The sequence below is a fragment of the Acinetobacter sp. TWP2-2-3 genome, from assembly GCF_049896445.1.
Lineage (GTDB): Bacteria > Pseudomonadota > Gammaproteobacteria > Pseudomonadales > Moraxellaceae > Acinetobacter.
This window is the reverse complement of sequence record NZ_JAFCUI010000006.1, coordinates 121,177-144,862: the sequence shown is the minus strand read 5'-3', so window position 1 is coordinate 144,862 and position 23,686 is coordinate 121,177. Positions and strand designations below refer to the sequence as shown.

At 42.8% G+C, this 23,686-nt stretch carries 21 protein-coding genes; 11 read left to right on the top strand and 10 right to left on the bottom strand.

Annotated elements, in window-relative coordinates; all coding sequences use genetic code 11:
* Positions 1 to 5 precede the first annotated feature (5 nt).
* The 5 genes from ACP7AK_RS10385 to ACP7AK_RS10365 all read left to right on the top strand — a co-directional run bounded on the left by ACP7AK_RS10385 (position 6) and on the right by ACP7AK_RS10365 (position 7,113).
* Positions 6 to 1,013, top strand: coding sequence for a helix-turn-helix domain-containing protein (locus tag ACP7AK_RS10385; RefSeq protein WP_425879847.1), 1,008 nt, complete (start codon positions 6 to 8; stop codon positions 1,011 to 1,013).
* 84 nt (positions 1,014 to 1,097) lie between these two features.
* Positions 1,098 to 2,249: a cell division protein ZapE gene (zapE, locus tag ACP7AK_RS10380; RefSeq protein WP_005252217.1), complete on the top strand. Its 1,152-nt coding sequence runs from the start codon at positions 1,098 to 1,100 to the stop codon at positions 2,247 to 2,249.
* Positions 2,250 to 2,615: 366 nt separating this feature from the next.
* On the top strand, positions 2,616 to 4,781 hold the full coding sequence (locus tag ACP7AK_RS10375; protein ID WP_425879846.1) for a malate synthase G: 2,166 nt from the start codon (positions 2,616 to 2,618) through the stop codon (positions 4,779 to 4,781).
* 128 nt (positions 4,782 to 4,909) lie between these two features.
* Positions 4,910 to 6,358 carry an aldehyde dehydrogenase family protein gene (locus ACP7AK_RS10370; protein WP_425879845.1) on the top strand — a complete coding sequence of 483 codons (1,449 nt, stop codon included), beginning with the start codon at positions 4,910 to 4,912 and terminating at the stop codon, positions 6,356 to 6,358.
* 92 nt (positions 6,359 to 6,450) lie between these two features.
* Positions 6,451 to 7,113 (top strand): SOS response-associated peptidase family protein, encoded by a 663-nt coding sequence (locus ACP7AK_RS10365; RefSeq protein WP_425879844.1) that lies wholly within the window; start codon positions 6,451 to 6,453, stop codon positions 7,111 to 7,113.
* Positions 7,114 to 7,190: 77 nt separating this feature from the next.
* On the opposite strand, the gene ACP7AK_RS10360 is transcribed toward ACP7AK_RS10365, so the two are convergent.
* A complete protein-coding gene (locus ACP7AK_RS10360) occupies positions 7,191 to 7,655 on the bottom strand; it encodes a MarR family winged helix-turn-helix transcriptional regulator (RefSeq protein ID WP_004278843.1) in 465 nt (154 codons plus the stop codon).
* 742 nt (positions 7,656 to 8,397) lie between these two features.
* On the opposite strand from ACP7AK_RS10360, the gene ACP7AK_RS10355 reads away from it, so the two are divergent.
* On the top strand, positions 8,398 to 9,921 hold the full coding sequence (locus ACP7AK_RS10355; RefSeq protein ID WP_243474556.1) for a TerC family protein: 1,524 nt from the start codon (positions 8,398 to 8,400) through the stop codon (positions 9,919 to 9,921).
* A gap of 572 nt (positions 9,922 to 10,493) precedes the next feature.
* On the opposite strand, the gene thiM is transcribed toward ACP7AK_RS10355, so the two are convergent.
* The 3 genes from thiM to ACP7AK_RS10340 form a co-directional block, all read right to left on the bottom strand.
* Entirely contained in the window at positions 10,494 to 11,342 is an 849-nt protein-coding gene (gene thiM, locus ACP7AK_RS10350) for a hydroxyethylthiazole kinase (RefSeq protein WP_425879843.1), read from the bottom strand.
* Positions 11,343 to 11,373: 31 nt separating this feature from the next.
* Positions 11,374 to 12,534: a hypothetical protein gene (locus ACP7AK_RS10345; RefSeq protein ID WP_005106588.1), complete on the bottom strand. Its 1,161-nt coding sequence runs from the start codon at positions 12,532 to 12,534 to the stop codon at positions 11,374 to 11,376.
* A 161-nt stretch (positions 12,535 to 12,695) separates the two neighbouring features.
* Complete coding sequence (locus tag ACP7AK_RS10340; RefSeq protein WP_004278839.1) at positions 12,696 to 12,953, bottom strand: hypothetical protein; 258 nt, start codon at positions 12,951 to 12,953, stop codon at positions 12,696 to 12,698.
* Positions 12,954 to 13,314: 361 nt separating this feature from the next.
* Here ACP7AK_RS10340 and pepN point away from each other — a divergent pair, with 361 nt between their 5' ends.
* Complete coding sequence (gene pepN / locus ACP7AK_RS10335; RefSeq protein WP_425879842.1) at positions 13,315 to 15,921, top strand: aminopeptidase N; 2,607 nt, start codon at positions 13,315 to 13,317, stop codon at positions 15,919 to 15,921.
* A 215-nt stretch (positions 15,922 to 16,136) separates the two neighbouring features.
* Positions 16,137 to 16,346 carry a hypothetical protein gene (locus tag ACP7AK_RS10330; protein ID WP_004278836.1) on the top strand — a complete coding sequence of 70 codons (210 nt, stop codon included), beginning with the start codon at positions 16,137 to 16,139 and terminating at the stop codon, positions 16,344 to 16,346.
* Positions 16,347 to 16,379: 33 nt separating this feature from the next.
* On the opposite strand, the gene ACP7AK_RS10325 is transcribed toward ACP7AK_RS10330, so the two are convergent.
* Positions 16,380 to 16,826 (bottom strand): universal stress protein, encoded by a 447-nt coding sequence (locus ACP7AK_RS10325; RefSeq protein WP_004278835.1) that lies wholly within the window; start codon positions 16,824 to 16,826, stop codon positions 16,380 to 16,382.
* Positions 16,827 to 16,958: 132 nt separating this feature from the next.
* The gene (locus tag ACP7AK_RS10320) at positions 16,959 to 17,402 is read right to left on the bottom strand and encodes a universal stress protein (protein ID WP_425879841.1); all 444 of its coding nucleotides are present in this window, start codon (positions 17,400 to 17,402) and stop codon (positions 16,959 to 16,961) included.
* A 266-nt stretch (positions 17,403 to 17,668) separates the two neighbouring features.
* Between ACP7AK_RS10320 and ACP7AK_RS10315 the strand changes: the two genes are divergently transcribed.
* Both ACP7AK_RS10315 and ACP7AK_RS10310 read left to right on the top strand, forming a co-directional pair.
* Complete coding sequence (locus tag ACP7AK_RS10315) at positions 17,669 to 18,655, top strand: alpha/beta hydrolase (protein ID WP_425879840.1); 987 nt, start codon at positions 17,669 to 17,671, stop codon at positions 18,653 to 18,655.
* A gap of 90 nt (positions 18,656 to 18,745) precedes the next feature.
* Positions 18,746 to 19,090, top strand: coding sequence for an SMR family transporter (locus tag ACP7AK_RS10310; RefSeq protein ID WP_195725869.1), 345 nt, complete (start codon positions 18,746 to 18,748; stop codon positions 19,088 to 19,090).
* Positions 19,091 to 19,129: 39 nt separating this feature from the next.
* Here ACP7AK_RS10310 and ACP7AK_RS10305 read toward each other — a convergent pair whose 3' ends face one another.
* The 4 genes from ACP7AK_RS10305 to ACP7AK_RS10290 all read right to left on the bottom strand — a co-directional run bounded on the left by ACP7AK_RS10305 (position 19,130) and on the right by ACP7AK_RS10290 (position 23,107).
* Complete coding sequence (locus ACP7AK_RS10305; protein WP_278357702.1) at positions 19,130 to 20,305, bottom strand: benzoate/H(+) symporter BenE family transporter; 1,176 nt, start codon at positions 20,303 to 20,305, stop codon at positions 19,130 to 19,132.
* A gap of 109 nt (positions 20,306 to 20,414) precedes the next feature.
* Positions 20,415 to 21,074, bottom strand: coding sequence for a leucine efflux protein LeuE (gene leuE / locus ACP7AK_RS10300; protein WP_004278829.1), 660 nt, complete (start codon positions 21,072 to 21,074; stop codon positions 20,415 to 20,417).
* Between the two features lie 75 nt (positions 21,075 to 21,149).
* Positions 21,150 to 22,127: a transaldolase gene (gene tal, locus ACP7AK_RS10295; protein WP_425879839.1), complete on the bottom strand. Its 978-nt coding sequence runs from the start codon at positions 22,125 to 22,127 to the stop codon at positions 21,150 to 21,152.
* Between the two features lie 89 nt (positions 22,128 to 22,216).
* Positions 22,217 to 23,107 (bottom strand): LysR family transcriptional regulator, encoded by an 891-nt coding sequence (locus tag ACP7AK_RS10290; RefSeq protein ID WP_004278827.1) that lies wholly within the window; start codon positions 23,105 to 23,107, stop codon positions 22,217 to 22,219.
* Positions 23,108 to 23,206: 99 nt separating this feature from the next.
* Between ACP7AK_RS10290 and aceI the strand changes: the two genes are divergently transcribed.
* Positions 23,207 to 23,644 carry a chlorhexidine efflux PACE transporter AceI gene (gene aceI / locus ACP7AK_RS10285; RefSeq protein WP_191112486.1) on the top strand — a complete coding sequence of 146 codons (438 nt, stop codon included), beginning with the start codon at positions 23,207 to 23,209 and terminating at the stop codon, positions 23,642 to 23,644.
* The last annotated feature ends 42 nt before the right edge of the window (positions 23,645 to 23,686 follow it).

The following is a 23,686-nucleotide window of genomic DNA, read 5'->3' as shown; positions in this document are numbered from 1 at the left end:
TGGTTATGAAACGTTCTGTTCTCAGTCTGATGTATTTGATTCAAGGGATGCGCAAGGCTGGCATGGAAGTCGATCAGAAACTGCAAAACATTGGACTGCGTGTAGATGCCTTTGATCCAAGCTCGGTGATCCATCCGAGTCTGGAACATGATGTGCTTAAGGTGGTAGGACAGGAAATCCAACCTGAACAGGGATTATTGATTGGCCAGCATTATGCTTTGGCAGGTTATGGTCCCTTACTCATGTTGCTGGTGACCAGTCCTACGGTACGTGATGCACTGAATCAGGTGATCCGTTTTCAGCAGTTGAAGCATCTGACCGGTCAGTTGGCCTTGCAGCAAAGCGAGCATCATAGCGCGCTGTGTTATCGGGCCAAGCAGCAAGATGATCATTTGGGAATGTTGCTGGCACAGGCGGAGATTTCCGGGACGTTTAAGTTTATCCGGGAAATTTACAAATTGATGGGCTTATCCAAACCTGATTTGCGGATCGAGTTGCCATTTGCCTATCCAGAAGATCTGACTACCTTAAAGGTCTACCATGATTATTATGGAACACAGGTACAGTTTGATGCATCTCGGGCAGCATTCTGGTTTGATGAAGCAGTGCTGGATATTAAAATTCCCTCTGCGGATGCGGTGACTTTTGCCGTTTATGAAGCCAAATGTCTGGCTGAACTGGAACGTTTGCAACAGGATGAGCAGACGCCGACTGTGGTGCAGCGCGTGCAGGATTATCTGGAAATCCAAAGCGGCCTGATGCCGAGCATGGCTGAAACAGCACAAGCGCTGAATATCCCGGAACGAACCTTACGGCATCAGTTACAGCAGTGTGATACCAGTTATAAGCAGATTCGCGAAGAAATTATTAAAGATAAAGCTTTGCGACTGATTGAATACAAACAGTATTCGATTGAAATGATTGCAGAATTATTAGGCTATTCCGAGCCGGCTGCTTTTAACCATGCCTTTAAACGCTGGTTTGGGCAAAGTCCTCGGCAATATATAAAATAGCCTAAGCTTGTTTATGCCAAAGTGTTATAGCGTGTTGATTAAACTCCGCTATAATTAAATTGATCCCAAATAGTACGAAATTCTATGTCCGATTTTAATTCACAGCACAGCACCGCTTTTAGTCCGATTTCTCCTGCAGAACGTTATGCACAAGCGATCTCTTCGGGACAGTTTATGCCTGATGAAGCACAGGCAATGGCAGTACATGAACTGAATCGTGTCTGGCTGGAATTGATTCAGCGTTTTAAGGCATCGAAAAAAGCATTTCGCCGCTTTCGCCGTCAGACATCTCCGAAAGGGGTGTACATGTGGGGTGGTGTGGGGCGTGGAAAAACTTGGTTAATGGATCAGTTTTACGATTCGATTCCGTTTCGCCGTAAAACCAGGATGCATTTTCACCATTTTATGCAGCATGTGCATCGTGAGTTAAACAAATTATCCGGACAGCGTAATCCGCTAGATATCGTGGCGGATCGAATTTATAAAGAAGCGGTCATCATCTGTTTTGATGAATTTTTTGTGTCTAACGTGACGGATGCAATGATCCTGAGCGATCTGTTCCAGAAGCTGTTTGAACGTGGTATCACCTTGGTCGCTACTTCGAATATCGCACCGGACGGTTTATATAAGAACGGCATTCACCGTGACCGTTTTATGCCTACCATCGAACTGGTCAAGAAAAACTGTGTGGTCTTAAATGTCGATGCCGGAGTCGATTACCGTCTACGGGTTTTGAAACAGGCACAACTGTTTAAATTCCCGTTAACACATGATCATAAAAACTGGATTGCTCAACGTTTTAGCGCCTTGACCCAGACTCAGACCTGTTCTGAAGAGCCGATTATTATCAACAACCGTATTGTTGAAACCGTGTCACATACTGAAGATGTATTGTGGTGCGAGTTCTCTGAACTGTGTTTAAAGCCACGTAGTCCGGCTGATTTTATTGAAATCGCCAATATTTATAATACGGTTTTGGTCAGCAATGTGCCGCACCTGACCGATTTTCTGAATGATGGAACACGCCGTTTTATTTATCTGGTGGATGAATTTTATGACCGCGGCGTCAAGTTGCTCTTAACCTCGGAAGATAATATCGTGGATATTTATCAAGGTGAGAAACTGGCCTTTGAAATTGAACGGACCCGTTCCCGTTTACTAGAAATGCAGTCGGATGAATACCTAAATTCTGAACATCGCCAGATTGAGAAAATCGCTTCTGTGAACGGAGAGTAAGAATAAAAGCGCTGGTCATTCACCAGCGCTTTTTTTATAAAAATAGGTACTTAAATTATCGACAAGCCTGATCAAACATGGCTTAATCTTGATCTAAATATGATCGTGTATAACTAGAATGCATAATTTTTACTCGAAAATCTGAACTTAAGTCTAATTTCTACATTTCGAAAACTTTATACACTGTCATTAGGGTATTTAGCAGAATGATATCTATTTGTAACTGAGAAAGATCAAATATGTTTATGAGGGTATTCATATTGGAAAAAATGCTCAGTATTTAGCAATGTGATAATACTATTCAGCTAGATTTTAATCGGTATACTAGAATCTCTTGTATAAAAAGTAGCAATATCAGGAAAGACAATGACTGCACGTATTCAAAAAGGCAAGTTAGCGATTGCTAAAGAACTTTACGATTTCATCGAAAATGAAGCACTACCAGGTTCTGGTTTAGACAGCGAAACATACTGGAAAAACTTTGAACAAGTCGTTGTTGATCTTAGCCCTAAAAATAAAGCACTTTTGGCTAAGCGTGATGACATTCAGGCGAAAATTGATGAATGGCACCGCAATAACACATTTGAATTACAAGCTTACAAAGCTTTCTTGACTGAAATTGGCTACTTGTTACCAGAAGTAGAAGATTTTCAAATCAGCACTCAAAACGTAGACGAAGAAATTGCAGTACTGGCAGGTCCACAGTTGGTTGTACCGGTACGTAATGCACGTTACTGCTTGAACGCTGCAAACGCACGTTGGGGTTCTTTGTACGATGCACTTTATGGTTTCGACGTCATCTCTGAAGAAGATGGTGCGGAAAAAGGCAAAGGCTATAACCCGAAACGTGGTGAAAAAGTTGTCGCATTTGCCAAGAATTTCCTCGACGAAACTTTCCCATTCGCACAAGGTTCGCATGCAGACGCAACTCAATACGCAGTTGAAGCTAATGCACTGGTTGTTACCCTAAAAGATGGTTCAAAAACAACTGTGGCAGATGCGGCTAAATTCGTTGGCTACAATGGCGAAGCTTCAGCACCGACTGAAATCGTATTTAAAAATAATGGCCTGCACGCTATTGTGCAAATTAATGCCAGTAGCCCGATTGGCCAAACTGATGCCGCTGGTGTAAAAGATGTGGTTCTTGAAGCTGCGGTTACGACCATTCAGGACTTGGAAGACTCGATTGCAGCCGTTGACGCTGAAGAAAAAGTGGAAGGCTACCGTAACTGGTTAGGCCTGATGAAAGGTACTTTAGAAGAGTCTATTGAGAAAAACGGTAAAACTGTTACCCGTAAACTGAATGAAGACCGTACTTTCAAAAATGTAGAAGGTGGTGAAACTAAAGTTCACGGCCGTTCATTGATGTTGCTGCGTAATGTTGGTCATTTAATGACAAACCCTGCGATTCTGGTAGATGGCGCAGAAATCTATGAAGGCATCATGGATGCATTGGTTACGCCATTATTGTCTTTTGCAGACATCAAAGGTGAAAACACCATCAAGAACTCGCGTCAAGGTTCAATGTATATCGTTAAGCCGAAAATGCATGGTCCTGAAGAAGTGGCATTTGCCGTTGAATTGTTTGAACGTGCAGAACAGGCACTCGGCTTACCTGCAAAAACTTTAAAAATCGGGATTATGGATGAAGAACGCCGTACTTCTGTGAACTTGAAGAACTGTATTGCACAAGCCAAAGATCGTACTATCTTCATCAATACAGGTTTCATGGACCGTACTGGTGACGAAATCCATACCTTTATGGAAGCTGGTCCATTCGTTCGTAAAGGCGAAGTAAAAGGCCAAATCTGGTTCCCGGCTTATGAAAACCGTAACGTGATGATTGGTCTGCAAGCAGGTTTACGTGGTAAAGCACAGATTGGTAAAGGCATGTGGCCAAAGCCAGACATGCTGCTTGACATGTACAAAACGAAAACTGAACATCCTGAAGCGGGGGCGAGCTGTGCATGGGTTCCATCACCTACAGGTGCGGTGATTCACGCGATTCACTATCACCAGATTAATGTTGCAGACCGTCAGCAAGAGCTATTGTCGACTCAACCTTTATCTCTGGATGATTTGTTGACACCGCCATTGGCGAAAGACACCAACTGGTCTGAAGAAGAAAAAACCAAAGAACTCGAAAATAACTGTCAAGGTATCTTGGGTTATGTCGTTCGTTGGGTAGATTTGGGTGTAGGTTGTTCTAAAGTGCCAGACATCAATGATGTCGGTTTAATGGAAGATCGTGCGACTCTACGTATTTCTTCACAACACGTTGCGAACTGGTTGCGTCACGGTATCGTAAGTCGTGAGCAAGTAGAAGAAGTGATGCAACGTATGGCGAAAATTGTGGATGAGCAAAATGCCAATGATCCACTGTATACGCCAATGTCTGCTGACTTTGCCAACAATATTGCGTTCCAGGCAGCATCTGACCTGATTTTTAAAGGTGGTGAGCAGCCATCAGGTTATACCGAGCCGCTTCTGCACGCAGCGCGTTTAAAGTTAAAAGGTTATACAGGTGACTAATCCTGTCTAGCTTAAAAAAGCCTCTTCGGAGGCTTTTTTATTGTCTAATGGTAAGCCGTCGTTGTTTTGACTAGAAATTTTCCAGTTGAACTCTTAAAGTGGGGCAAAGCATGTGAGGAAACAATAAAATGACAACGGTATATCAAAATTTAGACCAGCAGTTTATTCATGGTCAGTGGCAAGCTGGTACTTCAACCAGAACAATAAAAAATATAAACCCCTATACCCAGAGCGAAATTTTTAGTATGCCAGCTGCCAGTTCTGTCGATGTCGACAGTGCTTATACCGCAGCAGAGCAGGCTTTCCAGCAGGGGGGCTTGAAATCCATTGAAGTACGTAAAACAGTGCTGCAAAATTTAATCGCGATCATTCAGCAGCGTCGGGACGAAATCATTGACTGGCTCATTATTGAATCAGGCAGTACGCGCATTAAAGCCGGCGTTGAGGTGGATGCTGCTCTGGGCATCATTCAGGAAAGTCTGGCTTTTCCAGACTGGATCCAAACAGAACAGCTGGAAAGTAAGGATCCGGCACGTAAAAGTATGGTTTTGCGCAAGCCCTTAGGCGTGATTGCTGTCATTAGTCCATGGAACTTTCCATTTCATTTATCCTTACGCTCAGTGGCGACTGCAATTGCCTGTGGTAATACCGTTGTATTGAAGCCGGCCAGTGATACCCCGGTGACTGGCGGCACCTTAATTGGTAAATTATTTGAAGAGGCAGGTTTGCCTGCAGGTGCACTGAATATTGTTGCCGGTGCTGGCAGTGAAATCGGGGATTATTTTGTTGAGCATTCAGTGCCGAAAATGATTTCATTTACCGGCTCCACCGAAGTGGGAAAAAGTGTTGGCAGTAAGGCTCTAGCCAGTTCGAGAATCAAACGTCTGGCACTTGAACTGGGTGGCAATGCACCTTTGGTCATTCTGGATGATGCCGATCTTGATCTTGCGGTTGAACTAACGCTGATGGGGCGTTTTATGCATCAGGGACAAATTTGCATGAGTACTAACCGGGTCATTGTCGATGCCTCTATCCATGATGCTTATGTAGATAAGCTCCTGGATCGGATCAAAATGATTCCGGTGGGTGATCCAAATCTGGAAGATACCGTGATCGGTCCGATCATTAATCAGAGTCAGGTTGAAAAGCATCAACAGATCATTCAAACAGGCAGCGAGCAGGGCGCACAACTGGTGTATGAAGGAGGAATTGAAGGGAATCTGGTCTATCCGCATATTTTTATTGATGTCGCGGAAGATTCCGATCTGGCGCAGCAAGAAAGCTTCGGTCCGATTTTACCTATCTTAAAAGCCCGGAATGAAGCACATGCTTTAAACCTGGCCAATGCGACCGAGTTTGGTTTATCCAGTGCAGTATGTACCTCAAACATCGAGCGAGGCAGCGCGTTTGCCGCACAACTGGATATCGGTATGACACATATTAATGGCATTAGTGTGGCAGACCAGTCAAATGCACCCTTTGGCGGCGAGAAAAATTCAGGATTGGGTCGTTTCAATGGTCGCTGGATTTTTGAAGAGTTTACCCGGACACATTGGTTGACGGTACCGAATTCATAACAGTCAACGCGCCTAAAACTATAGAAATACGACAGGCTTCGACTTGGCATCACGGTATAATGTTATGGTCGAATGATTTACATATATGAACCATGTGCGCCAATTTTAAGCCTTTAACCTTAGAGCAGTTGCATAATCTGGGATTGCCAGAAATTCCTTTTGAATATCCAGAGGAGGTCTATCCCAATTATGCTACACCGCTTTTGTTTCATTCAGCTCAAGGACTGGAATGGCGTTCCGTGAATTTTGGACTCATTCCGAAATGGGCAGAAGACAAAACTATAGGTACCAAGACCTATAACGCCAGAAATGAAACCTTACTGCAAAGGCCCACCTTCGCTGAAGCCACCGCCAAATGTCATTTTGGCGTCATTCCGGTATCGGAATTTTATGAGTCCAAATATTTTGACAATAAACCGCAGCGTTGGGGTGTAAGACGTAAAGATGGTCAGGCGACTTTTATTGCAGCTGTGTATGAGATTGCTCGGGTACAAGGGGAAATTGTACGCTCTGCCAGTATGATTACCATGGATGCAATTGACCATCCCATGATGAAGGAGTTTCATGAGCCGGGTAATATCAAACGCTCGGTTATTGTGATTCCACAGCAGCGACTGCAAGAATGGCTAACGCTAAGGCATCCGGATATTCGTAGCTTTGTAGAGGGCTTTCCGGTAGAAGATTTTGAATGCTCACATGTACCAAAAGAAAAAATCAAAAAAGTCAGTCCACAACTGAACTTTTTTGATTTTTAGAAAGCTCTGGCGAATTATTAATTATTATAAAGTATGCGCCAATTCGCCAGCGTCTATTTAAAATAAAAAGTAGGTCTTTAACGAGCTAAATTTTTGAAAATATGACGTAAACTTTCCATGGTTTTTTCAATTTGCAAAGGCGTCAGGCCTTCAAATGACTGTTCCAGTACGACATTGGTCAGATCATTGATCTTATGTGTCATTTGCATGCCTTTGTCAGTCAAAAATACTCGGGTAATCCGTGCGTCATCCTCACATGAATAGGTTTCAACCAGACCTTCGTCTTTTAAGCGGTAGACAATTTTAGTCGTGGTCGACATTTTAGAAACAACCATCTCTGACAAATCAGAAACACTGGCATGCGGTTTGGCTTTTAGTGCAAGAAGGATGCGGCGGCGGGAATTGTCAACACCATACTTTTTTAGTGCATGATCGACATTAACGACGTATTGAGCATGAACCTGAGTTACCCAATAATATGGAAAGTTTTCTAAATTAAATTCTTCCGTACACGGCAAAAATTTTGCATATTTCTTAGTCATGAAATGTTCCTTGTATTTATTTTTCTAGGGCCCGTTCATTTTATGAAAAAGTTTATGCATATTTCAACCTTTATTTTAAAAATGTTAAAGCGCTAACACTTTTTAGTTTTGCTTAACATCCCAAGGAGTTGATCAGTTCTGCATGTGAGCCTTATCTGGCGCGAAGATTGTTCTTTAAAATCGGATGAAAGGCGATAATATTTTGTATAAATTTAATTCCTCATTATGTATTTCGTGAGTAGAAATGTTTTCCAAGACTTTTTATTGTTCTTAAGCAGCCTGTCTGAATAGGTTTTAATGCAAATAATTGTATTTCAATAAATTAATCGATTTAAGAAATATAGGGTGATTGAGTGGTTTTAGTCAATATAGTAAATGATTATTTACAGCTATATTTTTAAGTGATTGTTCTTTCAATAAAAAAATAGTTTATGCTCTAATCTTTAAGTGACCTTAAAAGTAATGGTCTAATCAAACTAAATTCTGTTTATTTTTAATTCAATTCGAATAAATGATGTAGAAAAAATTAAAATTAATCAGTTTCAGCATCAATCAGTTGATCATAAAAGTCTCAATAAAATCATGATCATGTAATTTTTTTGTAAATTAATACATTACAAAATACTCAGTTTATGCATAATGGAATAGTCTTAAGTTGCATAGGTTAAATTTTAATGGATCCCTCGCCGTGCGTTGATCTTCCATCTCTATTTCTAGCTTACTCGAACGGGGTCATTCTCTAATGGAATTTTTATTAGATCCCGGAATCTGGGTAGGTTTAATTACTCTTATTATTCTTGAAATTGTTTTAGGTATTGATAACCTAGTCTTCATTGCCATTCTGGCTGAAAAACTTCCTCCTGAACAACGCGATAAAGCACGTGTTATTGGTTTGTCTCTCGCATTATTCATGCGTCTAGGCCTGTTATTTGCCATTGCCTGGTTGGTCACTTTGACACAACCATTGATTACTGTGTTTGACTGGACCTTCTCCGGTCGGGACCTGATCTTGTTATTTGGTGGCTTGTTCCTGGTGTATAAGGCCGTTACTGAGCTGCATGAAAAGATTGAAGGTAAACCTGAAGTCACAGTGTCTACCAATGTGGTATATGCAAGTTTCACTGCTGTTGTTGCACAGATTGTTGTTTTAGATGCTGTTTTCTCTTTAGATTCAGTGATTACCGCCATTGGTATGGTCGACAATATTTATGTCATGATGGCTGCCATGATTGTTGCAATGGGCGTGATGCTATTGGCATCGAAACCATTGACCAATTTTGTGAACCGTCATCCAACCGTGGTGATTCTGTGTTTAAGCTTCCTACTTTTGATTGGTATCAGTCTAATTGCAGAAGGTTTTGGTTTCCATATTCCTAAAGGCTATATCTATTCAGGTATTGGTGTTGCGATCATAATTGAAGCATTTAACCAGTTTGGTCAGCGTAATGCTGCTAAACATGAATCCAAGATTCCTTTGCGTCATCGTACGGCTGACTCGATCCTGAAGTTAATGGGTGGCAAGCTAGAGACGACCGACAGTCAAAATAATCAGGCACAAGAAACCTTTGCAGATGAAGAGCGCTATATGATTGGTGGGGTACTTACCCTTGCAGAGCGTTCAGTCGCTTCGATCATGACGCCGCGCGGTCAGATTTCATGGGTTGATCTGGAAGATAGCCCAGAACAGATCCGTGAAAAAATTCTATCTGTTCCACACAGTCTGTTCCCGGTATGTCGCGGTAGCCTAGATAAGGTGATTAGCGTAGTACGTGCCAAAGAATTATTGGATGTACTGGAAGAGCCGGAAGAATTAAAAGCACTGATTAAACGTCATCGCCCAATTTATATCTTTGAAAAAATGAAAGTTATTGACGCAATCAATACCTTGCGTACCTCTAAAGGTTCTTTGGTCTTGGTGAGTGATGAGTTTGGTAATGTGCAGGGTCTGATTTCACCGCTAGATGTGTTTGAAGCAATTGCCGGTGAATTCCCGGATGCTGATGAACAGCTAGATCTAGTTAAAATCGATGATACGCACTGGATTGCATCGGGCATGTTAGATCTTTATCAGCTTGAACTGGAACTTGGCATGATTGATCTGATTGATGAAGATGCCGGTTATATCAGTGTTGCGGGTTTGATTCTGGATAAAACCAACAGTACGGTTGACGTGGGCACCGAGTTAAATTATCAAGGTGTACAGTTCAAAGTCACTGAAATTGAAAGCAATCGTATCAAGTCGGTCAGCATTCATTACGCAGGTTAAACAGGTGTTTTAAACACGTTATTTATTCAAATCTTAAAAGTCAGTTGCTTTAGTGGCAGCTGGCTTTTTTAATGCATATTTGTAAAGCTGACTTATTGAAATCAAAGTTAGCTCATTGTTTGAACTGATTTTTATTAGTCTATTCATACTATTAGTCATGTTCCCGATTGAGCTGAATATCCTAGTATTGCACTGAAATTTTAAAGCCGAAAAAGTCAAATCAGCAATCAAAAATAAGCATGATCAGGCTTTAAATATTGATTTATGTAACCTGTTAATCAAAACTTAAAAGTCATATTTAAATACTGACAAAAAATTAAACTACAATTCACATGAACTAGATTTGCATGATGCAAACAGATCTTAAGTAAAATGGAAACCGTTTGTGTGGAAATCGCTAGATAAGTGGTATGAAGCCTACTCAGTTCAGAATAAAACGACTCAAAAAATGATCTCCGAAAGAGCTAGACAGAACATTTTTAAGGAGATCAATAGAGCAAATGAGCAGGATCAATCTAAAGAGGGGCGTTTATCTATTCAAGAGAATAAACATCCATGAAGTGATCCGTAAACTAAATGAATTCTGGCAGAATTTTAAAGTTGGCGTATTGTCGGATTGTTTCAGTATTGAGCTGATGGATTTCATCTAGAAAGGCGACATTAAAACTGCCTAACTGTTGTGCGCGTTCAAATGCCAATTGACCGGCAATTGCAAAATGTACATGCGCAGTTAATGCGGCAAGGGCTGGAGAGGTTACTGAGCTATATGCAGCGATCAATGCACCGAGTGCACATCCCATTGCCGTGATTCGGGGCTGTAAAGCAGAACCACCTGACACCTGTATTACAGGAAAGTCTTTTGAAATAATATAATCAGATTCACCGGAGATTGCGATACATTCACAATGATCCAGCAAACTTCGCGCCTGTAAATAAACATCCGCACTGTCTACTGTGCTGTCTACACCCTTGGACTCGATCTGCTTGCCAGCCAAAGCACCAATTTCAGAAGCATTGCCTCGTAAAATCGTAGGCTGGGAATGCATCAACTGATCTACGACGCCAGAACGCCAGCGCAGAACTGTTCCATAACCGACCGGATCAAGCACCCACGGTTTTTGCAATTGATGTGCAGTTTTCGCAGCAAGCTGCATCGCCTGAACCTGCTCTGTCGTCGGTGTACCCAGATTCAGACTGATTGCTGCTGCAATCTTGGCAAAACTTTCAGCTTCAAACGGATTGTCGATCATGGCCGGAGAAGCATGCGCAGCCAGTACAATATTGGCGACATAGTTGCTGGCCACCGTATTGGTCATGATATGCACCAGGGGCTGCTGTTGCTGAAGTTTCAACCAGGCCTCACAGATCTGATCCAGAAGCGTTTGCTGTAGTGCTTGCGTAGAAGTCGTCATAATGGTCATTTAGAATAAGAGAAAGATTCGTTGTATTCGGTCAGCGGGTAAAATAATGGTCTTGATGCTTGCAGCTACGACAGAACAGGCTGACATAGTCACTGGCATCATAATCCACCGACAGTTCCTGTGAGCCGCAATGCATACAACGTTTTTGGGAATAGAATTTCAGGCGAGGTTCGATCTTGTGCCACGAACGCCACACCGGCTGAAAGAAGATATTTTCATCATAGCCCAAAAACCGATAAAACAGGATTTCGCTCATCTTGCTGAATGCCAGTTGCGGTGGACGCGGCAGGGTAGAGGTTTCCCATTTTTCTGTAACTGAACGTTCGCGGTACTGCTGCAAGGTTTTTTTCAGCAGATTGGTATTAATAAAGTTTTCATTGCGGGGCTTGAGGGCTTTTTGTTTATATAGATATTCCAGCCCGGTCTGCACCAGATAATAAATCTGACCCACAGCCAGTACATCCAAAAGACGATAGCAAAAGGTCTGAAAGCTCTGATTTCCGGCAATTTGCACATTCCAGCTACGGCAATAGAATTGGGCAAACTGAATGATTTCTTCATATAGCAGGCAATAGAGTGCATCTTTGACTTCATCTGCACTTTTAAAGGGCACACCTTGGCTCAGGTTTTGATAAAACCAGTTGCGCAGCTGCTGGGTGATACTGAACAGGGTCGGTTCAGAATAACCATCCAGTCGCACATTAATATAATAATGCTGATTTTCCTGCTGGAGATCTTTGGGAATCAGAACCTGATCCCGGATCAGGCTTTTCACCAGACCATGTTGGAACAGATAATTGGGACTGATGGAATAATATCGAATTTGATGCCAGTCAATATATTCACGGTGTTGGCTATATTCCTGCACCTGTTCATCCAGAATCGCAAGTAAAAACAGTTTATTGATAAAACTGAGCTGATTCAGCTCAAGAACCGGCCGATCCTGCTTTTTATGATATTGACGGTTTTCCTGTAAACGGACTTCCTTGAGCATGCGTTTACGCTGCGCCAGACATTGTTCGCAATAACAATTGTGCTTTTGATCGGAGTAAAGCTGATGCTGGCAATGGCTGCATTCATGATAGCTCAGCTCCTGATCATATTGTTCTGCCTCAATCCAATACATCGATGCCTTACACAATGGGCAGTGAGTACTTTCATCAAGCTGTTTTTGCAGAACACTGAATACCATGGTCGCGAGCAACTCTAGAATGGAAGGGCATTTGATTATACACGGCTGATGAGATGCAAACGTAGTGGACTGGTGCAATTTTTCTAAATCAAAATTAGTCACCCAAACAAGAGAAGAGCTACCGAAGTAGCTCTGATTTTAAAAACATGAAATGACGTTTTTTAAACCGGGCAGGGTAATGTGTCGTCCTCCTCGCCGCGGTGTTTGGCATGAATTAAGGCCTGAACCTTTTTAGAGGGCACTTTTTTGGCACCGAGTGCATCGTAGGTGTTGAGAATGGCAGTCACTTCATGGGCCTGAAGCGGAATGCCTTCACAGCTCATCAACAGGGCAATCACTTTATGGTCAATATTGGCCTGATCCAGGGTCTGCAAAGTTTTGATATTTTCGATCCGTACAACATGCTGTTTTAAATACATGGCTCACCTCATCATCGTTATCATTATTCTTTCATTGGAAGTGTGGAAAAACACGGTTTAACTGTAGCAAGAAGTGTGCTCATTTATTAATCAGAATTTATTCGGTACTCAGCAAATAAAATTATATATTTTTAAATCAGTTATTTATGAAAATGTCAGAAATTATGATCCTGACTATTTTTATGGCACAGATATTTCTTATGTAGAGTCGAGTGCTGCTCAATTAGGCAGAATGCATTGAAAGTGGTGCATGAAATGCCCATATTAGATCTAACAATACAAATGCACAGACAGCGTTTAAAACTTGGCGTATGATTTTGACATGAACAATGTCGAACACGATAAAAGATTAGGACAGGACATGAATATTGCGGCAAACCCGGTGATCGAAGCGGATCAAACCATTTATTTAAAAGACTATCAAAAACCTTCCTTTATTGTTGATTCCATCGACCTGAATATTCAAGTCTATAGTGACCACAGTCTGGTCAGCAGCAAGCTGGAGATGCAGCGCCAAACTGCTGGCGATCTGGTTCTGCTTGGCCGCGATCTAGAGCTGCAATCGATTAAGTTAAATGGTCAAACCCTGAATGCCAGTGACTACCACTTGGATGCTGAACAGCTGGTCATTGCCAATGCACCTGATCAAGTGTTGCTTGAAATTGTGGTTAAAATCCACCCTGAAAGTAATACGATGCTGGAAGGTTTATATCAGGCCAGTTCAGATCTGTTTGTGACCCAAAATGAACCAGAAGGGTTCCGTAAAATTACTTTCTATCCAGACCGTCCTGATGTGTTGTCGGTCTTTACGACGCGTGTCGAAGCAGATAAGAAATATCCGGTTTTGCTTGCAAATGGTAACCTGCTGGAAACAGGTGAAGTCGATGCCAATCGTCATTATGCCATCTGGCAGGATCCGACCAAGAAACCGAGCTATTTGTTCGCCTGTGTCATTGGTGATTTGGCAGTGATGAAAGATTCTTATGTCACATCGGAAGGCCGCAATGTAGCTCTGGAAATCTATGCAGAAGAAAAAGATATTCCAAAATGCAAAATCGCCATGGAAGCGCTCAAACATTCCATGCGCTGGGATGAGGAGCATTATGGTCTGCCTTATGATCTGGATAACTACATGATCGTGGCGACCAGTGCATTCAACATGGGTGCCATGGAAAATAAAGGTCTGAATATCTTCAATACTTCATGCGTGCTGGCCGATGAAGAGTACACCACTGATGCCGCAATCATGCGAGTGCAGTCAGTCATTGCACATGAATATTTCCATAACTGGACTGGTAACCGGATTACCTGTCGTGACTGGTTCCAGTTATGTTTGAAAGAAGGCTTGACTGTATTCCGTGACCAGTCTTTCTCGGAAGATTTACAGTCGGCTGCGGTACAACGTATTGATGATGTATCAGTTCTCAAAGCGCATCAGTTCCCGGAAGATTCAGGGCCGCTGTCGCATCCACCGCGTCCGGATCATTTTGTAGAAATTAACAACTTCTATACTGCCACTGTTTATGAAAAAGGTGCGGAAATTAACCGCATGATGGCGACCTTGCTTGGCAAGGAAAAATTCCGTCAGGGAACCGATGAATATTTCCGCCGTCATGATGGTCAGGCGGTAACAGTTGAGGATTGGGTGGCCGCGCTTACAGCAGGTTCAGGTGTGGATCTTTCAAACTTCCTGACCTGGTACAATCAGCCGGGTACACCTAAACTTCAAGCAAAAGCTGAATATGATGTAGAGACACAAATCTATCGCCTCAGCTTTAAGCAAAGCCTGAAAACCCATGCTAAATATCCAAATCTGAAAGCCGTACCCATTCCAGTGGCTTTGGCATTGTTTGATGCTGAAACCGGTGAGCAGCTAACGCTGAACTCTGAGGCACTCTTTGAAAATGGCGTCAAAGATGGTGTGTATCTGTTTGATCAGGATGAAGCCACGATTGAATTTAGCGGTGTGACAGCAAAACCGGTGGTGTCCTTGCTGCGTAATTTCTCTGCACCAGTGAATCTGGACTTTGACTATTCAGAAAAAGAACTGGCTTTCCTGTTGCAATACGAGACCAATGGTTTTAACCAGTGGCAAGCAACTCAGACCTTACTCGAGCGTATCTTGCTGGATGACCAGCCTGCAGAAATTTATATCGAGGCTATGCTCAATACCTTGCCGGATGTGATTGAGAAAGATCCGCTGTTGGCATCACGTCTGTTTGATGTACCGTCGGAAAGTTATTTAGGTAGCCGTATTGATCAGGATTATAATCCGGTCATGATTCAGGAAAAGCGTGAGGCTTTGCTGCATACCTTGGCACGTGCTTTTGGAGAAACAGCGAAAGAAACTTATCTTAATCTGGATCCTGATCTGCAATCTGAATTCTCGCAAGCAATGGGCGTGCGCGCCTTAAGAAACATCATGCTGACGATGATGGCTCGTCAGGGAGATGCATCTGCCTTTGACTTGGCCTATGAGCAGTATCATACAGGCAATATGTCTGAACGTTTGGGTGCGCTGAAAGTCTTGGTCTGGAATGATGCACCACAAGCAGAAGAAGCTTTGGCAGATTTCTATAGCCGCTTTGAAGATGAAGCCTTGTCTTTAGACCAATGGTTTATGGTTCAGGCAGCACATCCAAAAGCAACGGATGCAACGATTGCGTATCTGACCCAGCATCCGGATTATGATTTGGCGGTGCCTAACCGTATCCGTGCAGTGAGCGGGGGGCTGAATGCTAATCCGGTCAATACCTGGAGCTTTGGCGTGCAGCATTTTATTGGACTGGCAAAATATCTGGACGAGAAAAATCCGATCGTGGGCTCACGTTTGCTACAGGTATTGTCACGCTGGTATACCTTGGCAGAACCGCAACGCAGTGAAGTGAAAGCACAGCTTGAAACCTTAAAGCCACTGGTTAAATCTAAAAATGTGTCTGAGACACTCAATAGTATGCTCAGCGTATAACATCAATATTCATAAAAAACCGGATCGACCTGATCCGGTTTTTTATTTCCTGTTTATTTCAAACGCTGGCTTTAAATACAGTTGAATTTCTCTAAAGGCTTAGGTAAGTACTAAAGGGTGTTACAGTATGATTATACGGAAAAGAGTATTTGTTTATTAAGCTGTAAGCTAGGTAAAGGGATCTACAGATTCGCTTACTAGAGGTTGTCCAAGATATGTTAGTGAAAATTGAAGATGGTTTTTATTTAAATAGCCAGCATATTATTGCCGTACATGTCAGCAAGAATCCTGAAAATGGCTTACTTGAAATCTCTATTCAATACACGCCACATTCCATTCAGCAGGTCGGAGAATACAAAAAAGTATTTCAAAGCCAGCTTGATGCTGAAATTTTCTTAAGTGAGTTAAATCAAAAACTTCGCTAAAAGCCTGCATCATACAGGCTTTGATCAAGCATCTTATTGTCTGACGATGAGGACTGGAATAGAGGAAAGTGCCAGAACATTCTGAGCGACACTGCCCAGCATAAGTTTTTGCAGACCTTTACGACCATGTGAACCCATAATGATCATATCGGTCGGGGATTCATTTGCAGCCTGCATAATGCCTTCTGACGGTGCCATGCCATGCAGGATTTTTGTCGTCACCTGGATGCCATCACGAACAAAGTTCAGTTTCAGTTCATTTAAACGATCAAGTGCATTTTGTTCTGCATGCATAAAGTAATCTGTGACTGCTGGAGCAACTTTGTAAAAATCTACGCCCTTAAAGGGATCTACCGCAATCACACTGAGTAAAGTGACATGGCTATGAAATACTTTGGCCAGTTCCAGGGCGTGATCTGCGGCAGCATAGGAAATCGAGGACTCATCGAGTGCTACGAGAAGATGATCATAGTTATTCATGGTGCTTCCTCATATTTATTATTGCAGTAAGCGGGGGGGGGTTGAGCGAGTAAATCTCCACAGCATGTTTTGCTAGAGGTTCAAATGTAAAGTAGCAAGTACTGCGCATCTTGAAGATGCGCAGCGTCAGGATTATTTTTTCACGATCAGTACGGGAATTTCACTCGCACCCAATACATCTTGTGCAAAGCTGCCCAGAATCATTTTCTGGAAGCCTTTACGGCCATGAGAACCCATAACAATCAGGTCTGCTTTCACTTCACCCGCGGTTTCAGCAATATGCTCTGCATTGACTAAACCTGTGACAATGCGGGATTGCGCTTCAATACCTTCACCGGCTGCGATGGCAGTGGCTTCTTTCAAGGCCTTTTTGGCATTGGCATGTGCTTCGATAAAATATTCCTTCATGATGGAGGAGCTATAATAGAAATCAGCCTCGGTAAAAGGATCTTCTGCGATCAGGCTGATCAGGGAAAGCTGACTACCGAATGCCTTGGCAATTTTGGCAGCATGTTGTACTGCAGAAAAGGAAATTTCTGAACCGTCCACTGGGACTAAAATATGTTGATAAGCCATGGCTTTTCTCCGCAGGTTGTCTGATTTTTAGGCTTGGTTTATTGATAGCACAGTGCTGTGGCGGGTGCAATTGCAAAAAAGCGGTAAAATTGAAAAAACTCATTAAATTACAAATATTTTTCATGTAAAAGTGATGAAAAAAACAGAGTAAAAAACTCGGAATTGCAGTTTTAGTGATCAAAAATAAGAGGATGAATAGTCCTTGTTTGCAGCAGGATAGTTTAAACTGCCGTAGCCTGTTTTTAGATCATGTATAGGGGACTGTTTTGAGGTTTTTTGCCATTCATCTTTTGCTCATAAGTTCAGTTATTCTTTCCGGCTGTCAGACCGCACAGAACAGTAAAGTCATTGCCGGTGCTTTTAACCTGACCACAGGCTTGCAGCAAAAAGTGATGGATCGTTATGCACCTAGTGCGGTTATCGTGCAGCAGAATATTGCCTATGCGCCGCAACAGAAATTATCTCTGGATCTGTATCAGCCGCAGAATATTGCCAGTATTGGCCCACGACCGACCATTGTCTGGATTCATGGCGGCGGCTGGATTTCAGGTTCTAAAGAACATGCACGGGGTTATTTCAAGCTGCTGGCGGCACAGGGCTATAACGTGGTATCCGTGCAATATCAGTTTGCGCCACAAGTGACCTATCCAAGCCAGTTACACCAGATCAATCAGGCACTTGAATTTCTCGATACCTATGCAGACACCTACCAAATCGATGCCCAGAACTTATATCTGGCCGGAGATTCTGCCGGGGCGAATATGGCCAGCCATTACGCCGCGCTTTTGACCAATCCTGTATTTGCCGACCAATCCGGTATTCAGCCTCATCTGCAACCTACGCAGCTTAAAGGTTTAATCTTGCATTGTGGAATTTATGACTTGGAAGCATTTGCCAGCACAGCACCTGAAGAAATGAAAATTATCGAATGGGGTGTCTTTAACCTGATTCAGGCTTATACCGGCGAGCGTAAACATGATGCCGAGTTTTTAAAGCAGATTTCTCCGATTCAGTATATTACGCCGTCTTATCCGCCAGTGTTCATCAGTGGCGGGAACAAGGATTTTCTGACCGATACTCAGTCCCTACCATTTGTAAAAGCTTTGAAGGAACAGCAGGTTCCTGTGACTGAAATATTTTATCCAGAGTCTAAAACCTGGCTCATTCATGAATATCAGTTTTTTATGGGCAAAAAGGAAAGTCAGCAAACCTTTGTCAAAACCCTGGATTTTTTACATCAGCTTTCACCTTGAAGAGAAAATTGTGAAAAATAAATCTTTCAAGATTGATCATGTCAGATCGTCCCGACAGCAATCATTGAAAAATTGTTTGGAGTTTAAAAAATGAATCCTGTCTCATGGGCATATTTGTTGTTGGCGTTGGCTATTATTGCCGAAGTGACTGGATCAACATTTCTGGTGAAGTCAGAAGGCTTTACCCGATTATGGCCATCTCTGGCTGTAGTCATTTTATTCTGTATTGCGTTTTATTTGCTGTCTCAGGTCATTAAAGTCATTCCTTTAGGCATTGCCTATGCGATCTGGGCGGGAGTAGGCATCGTTCTTACGGCAATCGTAGGCTATGTAATCTTTAAGCAGGCGCTGGATGTGCCCGCTTTTATCGGGATTGCACTGATCATTTCCGGTGTGGTGGTGATTAACCTGTTTTCCCAAACTGCTGGGCATTAAAAAGGCAGCAAAAGTAATTGCCTCATTTCTACAATAAGCTTACGCCACTTGCGGTTTAAGCTTAAACAGCAAATAAACCGTCAAACCAAGTAGCAGTCCCCAGAAAGCTGAACCAATACCGAAAAACTGAATATTAGAGGCACTAAACAGGAATGTCATCAGTGCCGCTTCACGGTCGTGACTGTCCTGAAAAGCCAGCGCAATATTGTGGCCAATGGTGCCAAACAGGGCAATGCCTGCCAAGACTGTAATCAGAATCCCTGGAAAAGCCATCAGTACACTGGTCAAGGTCGCAGCAAAAAAACCCATCAGAATATAAAACAGGCCGCAGCTCATCCCTGCAATATAACGTTTGGCCGGATCAGGATGCGCTTGGGCATCCAGACTGACTGCCGCACTGATTGCGGCAAGATTGACACTGAAACAGCCAAAGGGCGCCAGCATAGTCTGTGTAATACCCGTCCAGCCTAGAATAGAATTTACTTTCGGCGGATAACCATAACTTTTGATGACGGCCAAGCCAGGCAGGTATTGCGATGCCAGATTAATCACCATTAAAGGTAAGGCCAGTCCTAAAACAGCTTGCAGGCTAAATTCAGGTGTAATCCATACCGGCTGGGCAATACTCCAGTTCAGCTGCGGAATAGTAAAATTAATAAAGAACGGACAGAGGGCAATAGCCATTAACACGGTAATCACGATGCTATAGCGCGTACTCAGTTTTTTGGAAACCAGATAAATCGCCAGTACACAAAGCACGAATTCCCAGGACTGTTGCAGACTGCCAAAGACCGAGATGCCAAATTTTAATAAAACACCTGCCAGCATGGCACTGGTCAAACTTTGTGGAATAAACTGGAAAATTCGCTCGAAAATTCCAAAAAATCCCAGACAGGCAATCAGGATGCCAGAAATCAGAAAAGCGCCAATTGCTTCACCCAGACTATAGTGACCGGCAGAAGCAATGACCAGTGCCAGACCGGCAGTCGACCAGGCGGTTGAAATCGGATAACGATATTTCCAGGAAAGCAAAAATCCAGAAACTCCAATACCTATACCCAGTGCCCATAACCAGGAGCTAATTTGTGCCTGATTAGCACCTAGGCTTTGCGCAGCTTCAATGACCAGTACGGCGGAAACACTAATACCAATCATGCAGGTAATAAAACCGGCCATGACGGCAGGAAAGGAGAAATCTTGTAAAAGTTTTGGCATCATCCATGACACTATTTTTAAATGCGTTTAAATCATACGCTTTTCACGTATCAACACAATGTTTTTAACAATTTTATCCAAAGGTCTACTGGTTTGAAGCCGATCATTGCTAGAAAGTTGAAGTCGCCAGTTTAAGGCCAAAACCGCAAAACAGGATCCCGACCGCTGCGACACAGCTGGCAGTCACTTTATAATTTTGGTTGAAATAGGACGCCAGTTTTACACCAGAAAAAATCAGGATCGACAGATAGGTCATACTGATCAATTGCAAGATTACAGCCAGAAGCGTGAATGTCAGGGCTGGATAAGGATAGGCAGGATCGACAAACTGCACAAAAAAAGACAGATAAAACAGAATCGCTTTGGGATTTAAAATACTGATTGTGAGCGCTGTACGAAAGGGCTGAACAGATTCTACCGTATCTGGAGTCGTCTTTTTAATCTGGACGCGTTGTGATGACTTTTCCGGAAAGAAAGTCTGGTAGGCCGCAATGATTAGCTTGATACCCAAGTAACTGAGATAGATCGCTCCAATAACTTTCAGTGCAATAAACAGTACCGGAAAGGCATGCAGTAAAGAAGCTGCTCCCAATGCTGTACATATAATCAGGATCAGATCGCCCGTATAAACCCCCAAGGCACCCATATATCCCGTCTTAATCCCAAAGCGCGAAGCAATCGACATGACATACAGGGAATTCGGCCCGGGCAGTAGCACAATCAACGTGGTTCCAATGATAAAGGTCGTTAGATCTGTGATACCAAACACGAAAAACTCGCATGAACAAAAAAGCCGATGCGGCATTATAGCAACATCGGCTTGGAGAAATTTGCTAAATTTTCTTTAAATCTCAGTGGTACTCAGGAAAGTTTCACGTAATAAAGCAGCCAGTTGCTCACGGGCTTTAATGAAACCGTCAATGCCGCCTTGCAATAATTCACTGGCCATCGGATTCTGTTTCAGTTGTGCTTCAAAATCGGCAGGGCTGATTGGGCTGAGTTCACCTTGAACTTTAATATCTTTGGCTGAGAGTTGGGCCTGCACTTCACGCTGATCATTTTCCAGTTCGGCCAGCAGGTTTGGTGCTACCGTGAGCAGGTCACAGCCGCTCAAGCCTAGAACCTGATCAATACTGCGGAAGCTGGCACCCATGATTTCAGTCTGAATACCATGCGCTTTATAAAATTCATAAATACGCTTAACCGAAAGTACACCCGGATCTTTTTCAATCGGGTAAGACTCAACGCCTTCAGCTTTTTTGTACCAGTCCAGAATACGGCCGACAAAAGGCGAGATTAATGTTACTTTGGCATCAGCACAGGCATGGGCCTGATGCTGACCAAACAATAAAGTCAGATTGGTATGAATGCCTTGTTCTTCCAGTGCTTTCGCTGCCTGAATGCCTTCCCAGGTAGACGCGATCTTGATCAGAATGCGGTCTGAGTCAATTCCATATTGCGCATAAAGTGCCAGTAACTCTTTGGCTTTGGCAATGGTAGCTTCAGTATTAAAGGACAGCGAAGCATCGACTTCCGTTGAAACACGACCTTCAATCAGTTTTAAGATTTCTACACCGAATTTGACCGTCAAAATATCAATGGTACGTTCAATCAGGGCGTCATCTGTATAGCCTTCTTGCTGGGCTTGCTGAAAAGCAGCTTCAATCAAGGCCTGATTTTCAGGTTGTTTCGCTGCTGCAGTAATCAGCGATGGATTGGTGGTTGCATCAAGCGGACGAAATTTTTCAATGGCACTCAAATCACTGCTGTCTGCCACAATGGTCGTCAAGTTTTTTAATTGGTTTAATGCAGTTAATGTCATTACGATCTAGTTCTATGGTTATTGCTTATGCTTTCTTATATATCATAAATGGCCGGTTTACCAAGTAGACTGTCGTTGAATTTCTGTGATTAATGCCCGGTTTTACGTTGTTTGCGCAAGTGATTAATCAAAAAATGAGCAGCTGTGCCTAATCGGGTTTCTCTGCTCCAGACCAGATCAACAAAATATTCAAACTTTGGGGTGAAATCGAGCAGGTTGAGAACCTGTAACTGATCTTGCAAATGTGGCTGCTCATTCAGCATTTCGAGTGGCAGAACCCCCCAGCCCAGTCCTTGCTGAATCATGCTGCAAGCCGAGTGATGGTTGTCGGTGCGCCAGTAATTTCGTGAAAAGAGTAGTTCCGGCTTGATGGTGCGATCCCGACTGGCCACCACAATCTGCCTGTTTTGCAAAATCTGTTCATAACTGACTTGATCGAATTGACTTAGGGGATGCTGTTTGGCGATTACAGCGACCAGTACCTCACGTTTCAATTCCACAAACTGTTCCCGTGTTTCCAGTTGTTCGCGTTCAAACATCAGGGCCAGCTGCGCTGAACCTTCGAACAGCATACGATGTGCATCTTCCTGAGGTGCACTAAATACATTGACTTGCAGTGCAGGAAATTCCTGTTCCAGTAACACGATATAATCGGTCCAACGCGTATGCAGTAATTCTGAAACCACCACAATATTCAGTTCAGATTCCAGGCCTGAACTTAGGGCTTGAGCATGCTGTTTCCACTGATTCATTTCGACCAGAAGTTGCTGGGTTTTTTCATACAATACCTGCGCCTGTGCGGTCGGTTTTGGTTCACGACCTATACGCTGAAACAGTTCTAGATTCAGGTCAATTTCCAGATTGGCAATGGCCATGCTGACTGCGGAAGGTACTTTACCTAGTTGACGGGCAGCCGCAGAGAAAGAACCGGTTTCCATCACAGTTTTAAACATCAGTAGCTGTTCTTGATTAACATTCATATCTTTAATCTTTCATTTTTATTGATAGATTCTAACTCGAATAATCAGATTTAAAGAAATAAAATTCTTGCATCATGTAATGAATTGAGCTGATTTAATATGTTAATTTCCAAAAGAAGACTAATTCATGCTGCCTTATATGAAGGCATTTTACTGGTCGTGATTGCTGTCCTTTTAAGTACACTGATGCATATGCCCCTTGAGGTAACAGGTGCGCTCGGGATTGCTATGGCTGTGACTTCAGTATTTTGGAATATGCTGTTTAATCACTATTTTGAAAAGTTTGAAGCTAAACATCGTTTAAAAAGAAGCGTTAAAGTGCGGATTGCTCATGCAATTGGCTTTGAAGGCGGTTTGATGCTGGCGACCATTCCGATGGTGGCTTATGCCTTACACATGAGTCTGGCTCAGGCCTTTCTGCTAGACTTAGCTCTAACCCTTTGTATTCTCGTATATACCTTTATCTTTCAGTGGATTTATGATCATCTAGAAGCCAGACTAGGGCTCCAGCCGGATTATCGGAAAATCTCATCATAAAATATGCCATAAAAAATACCACACAGTTTAGACTCCCTTTTC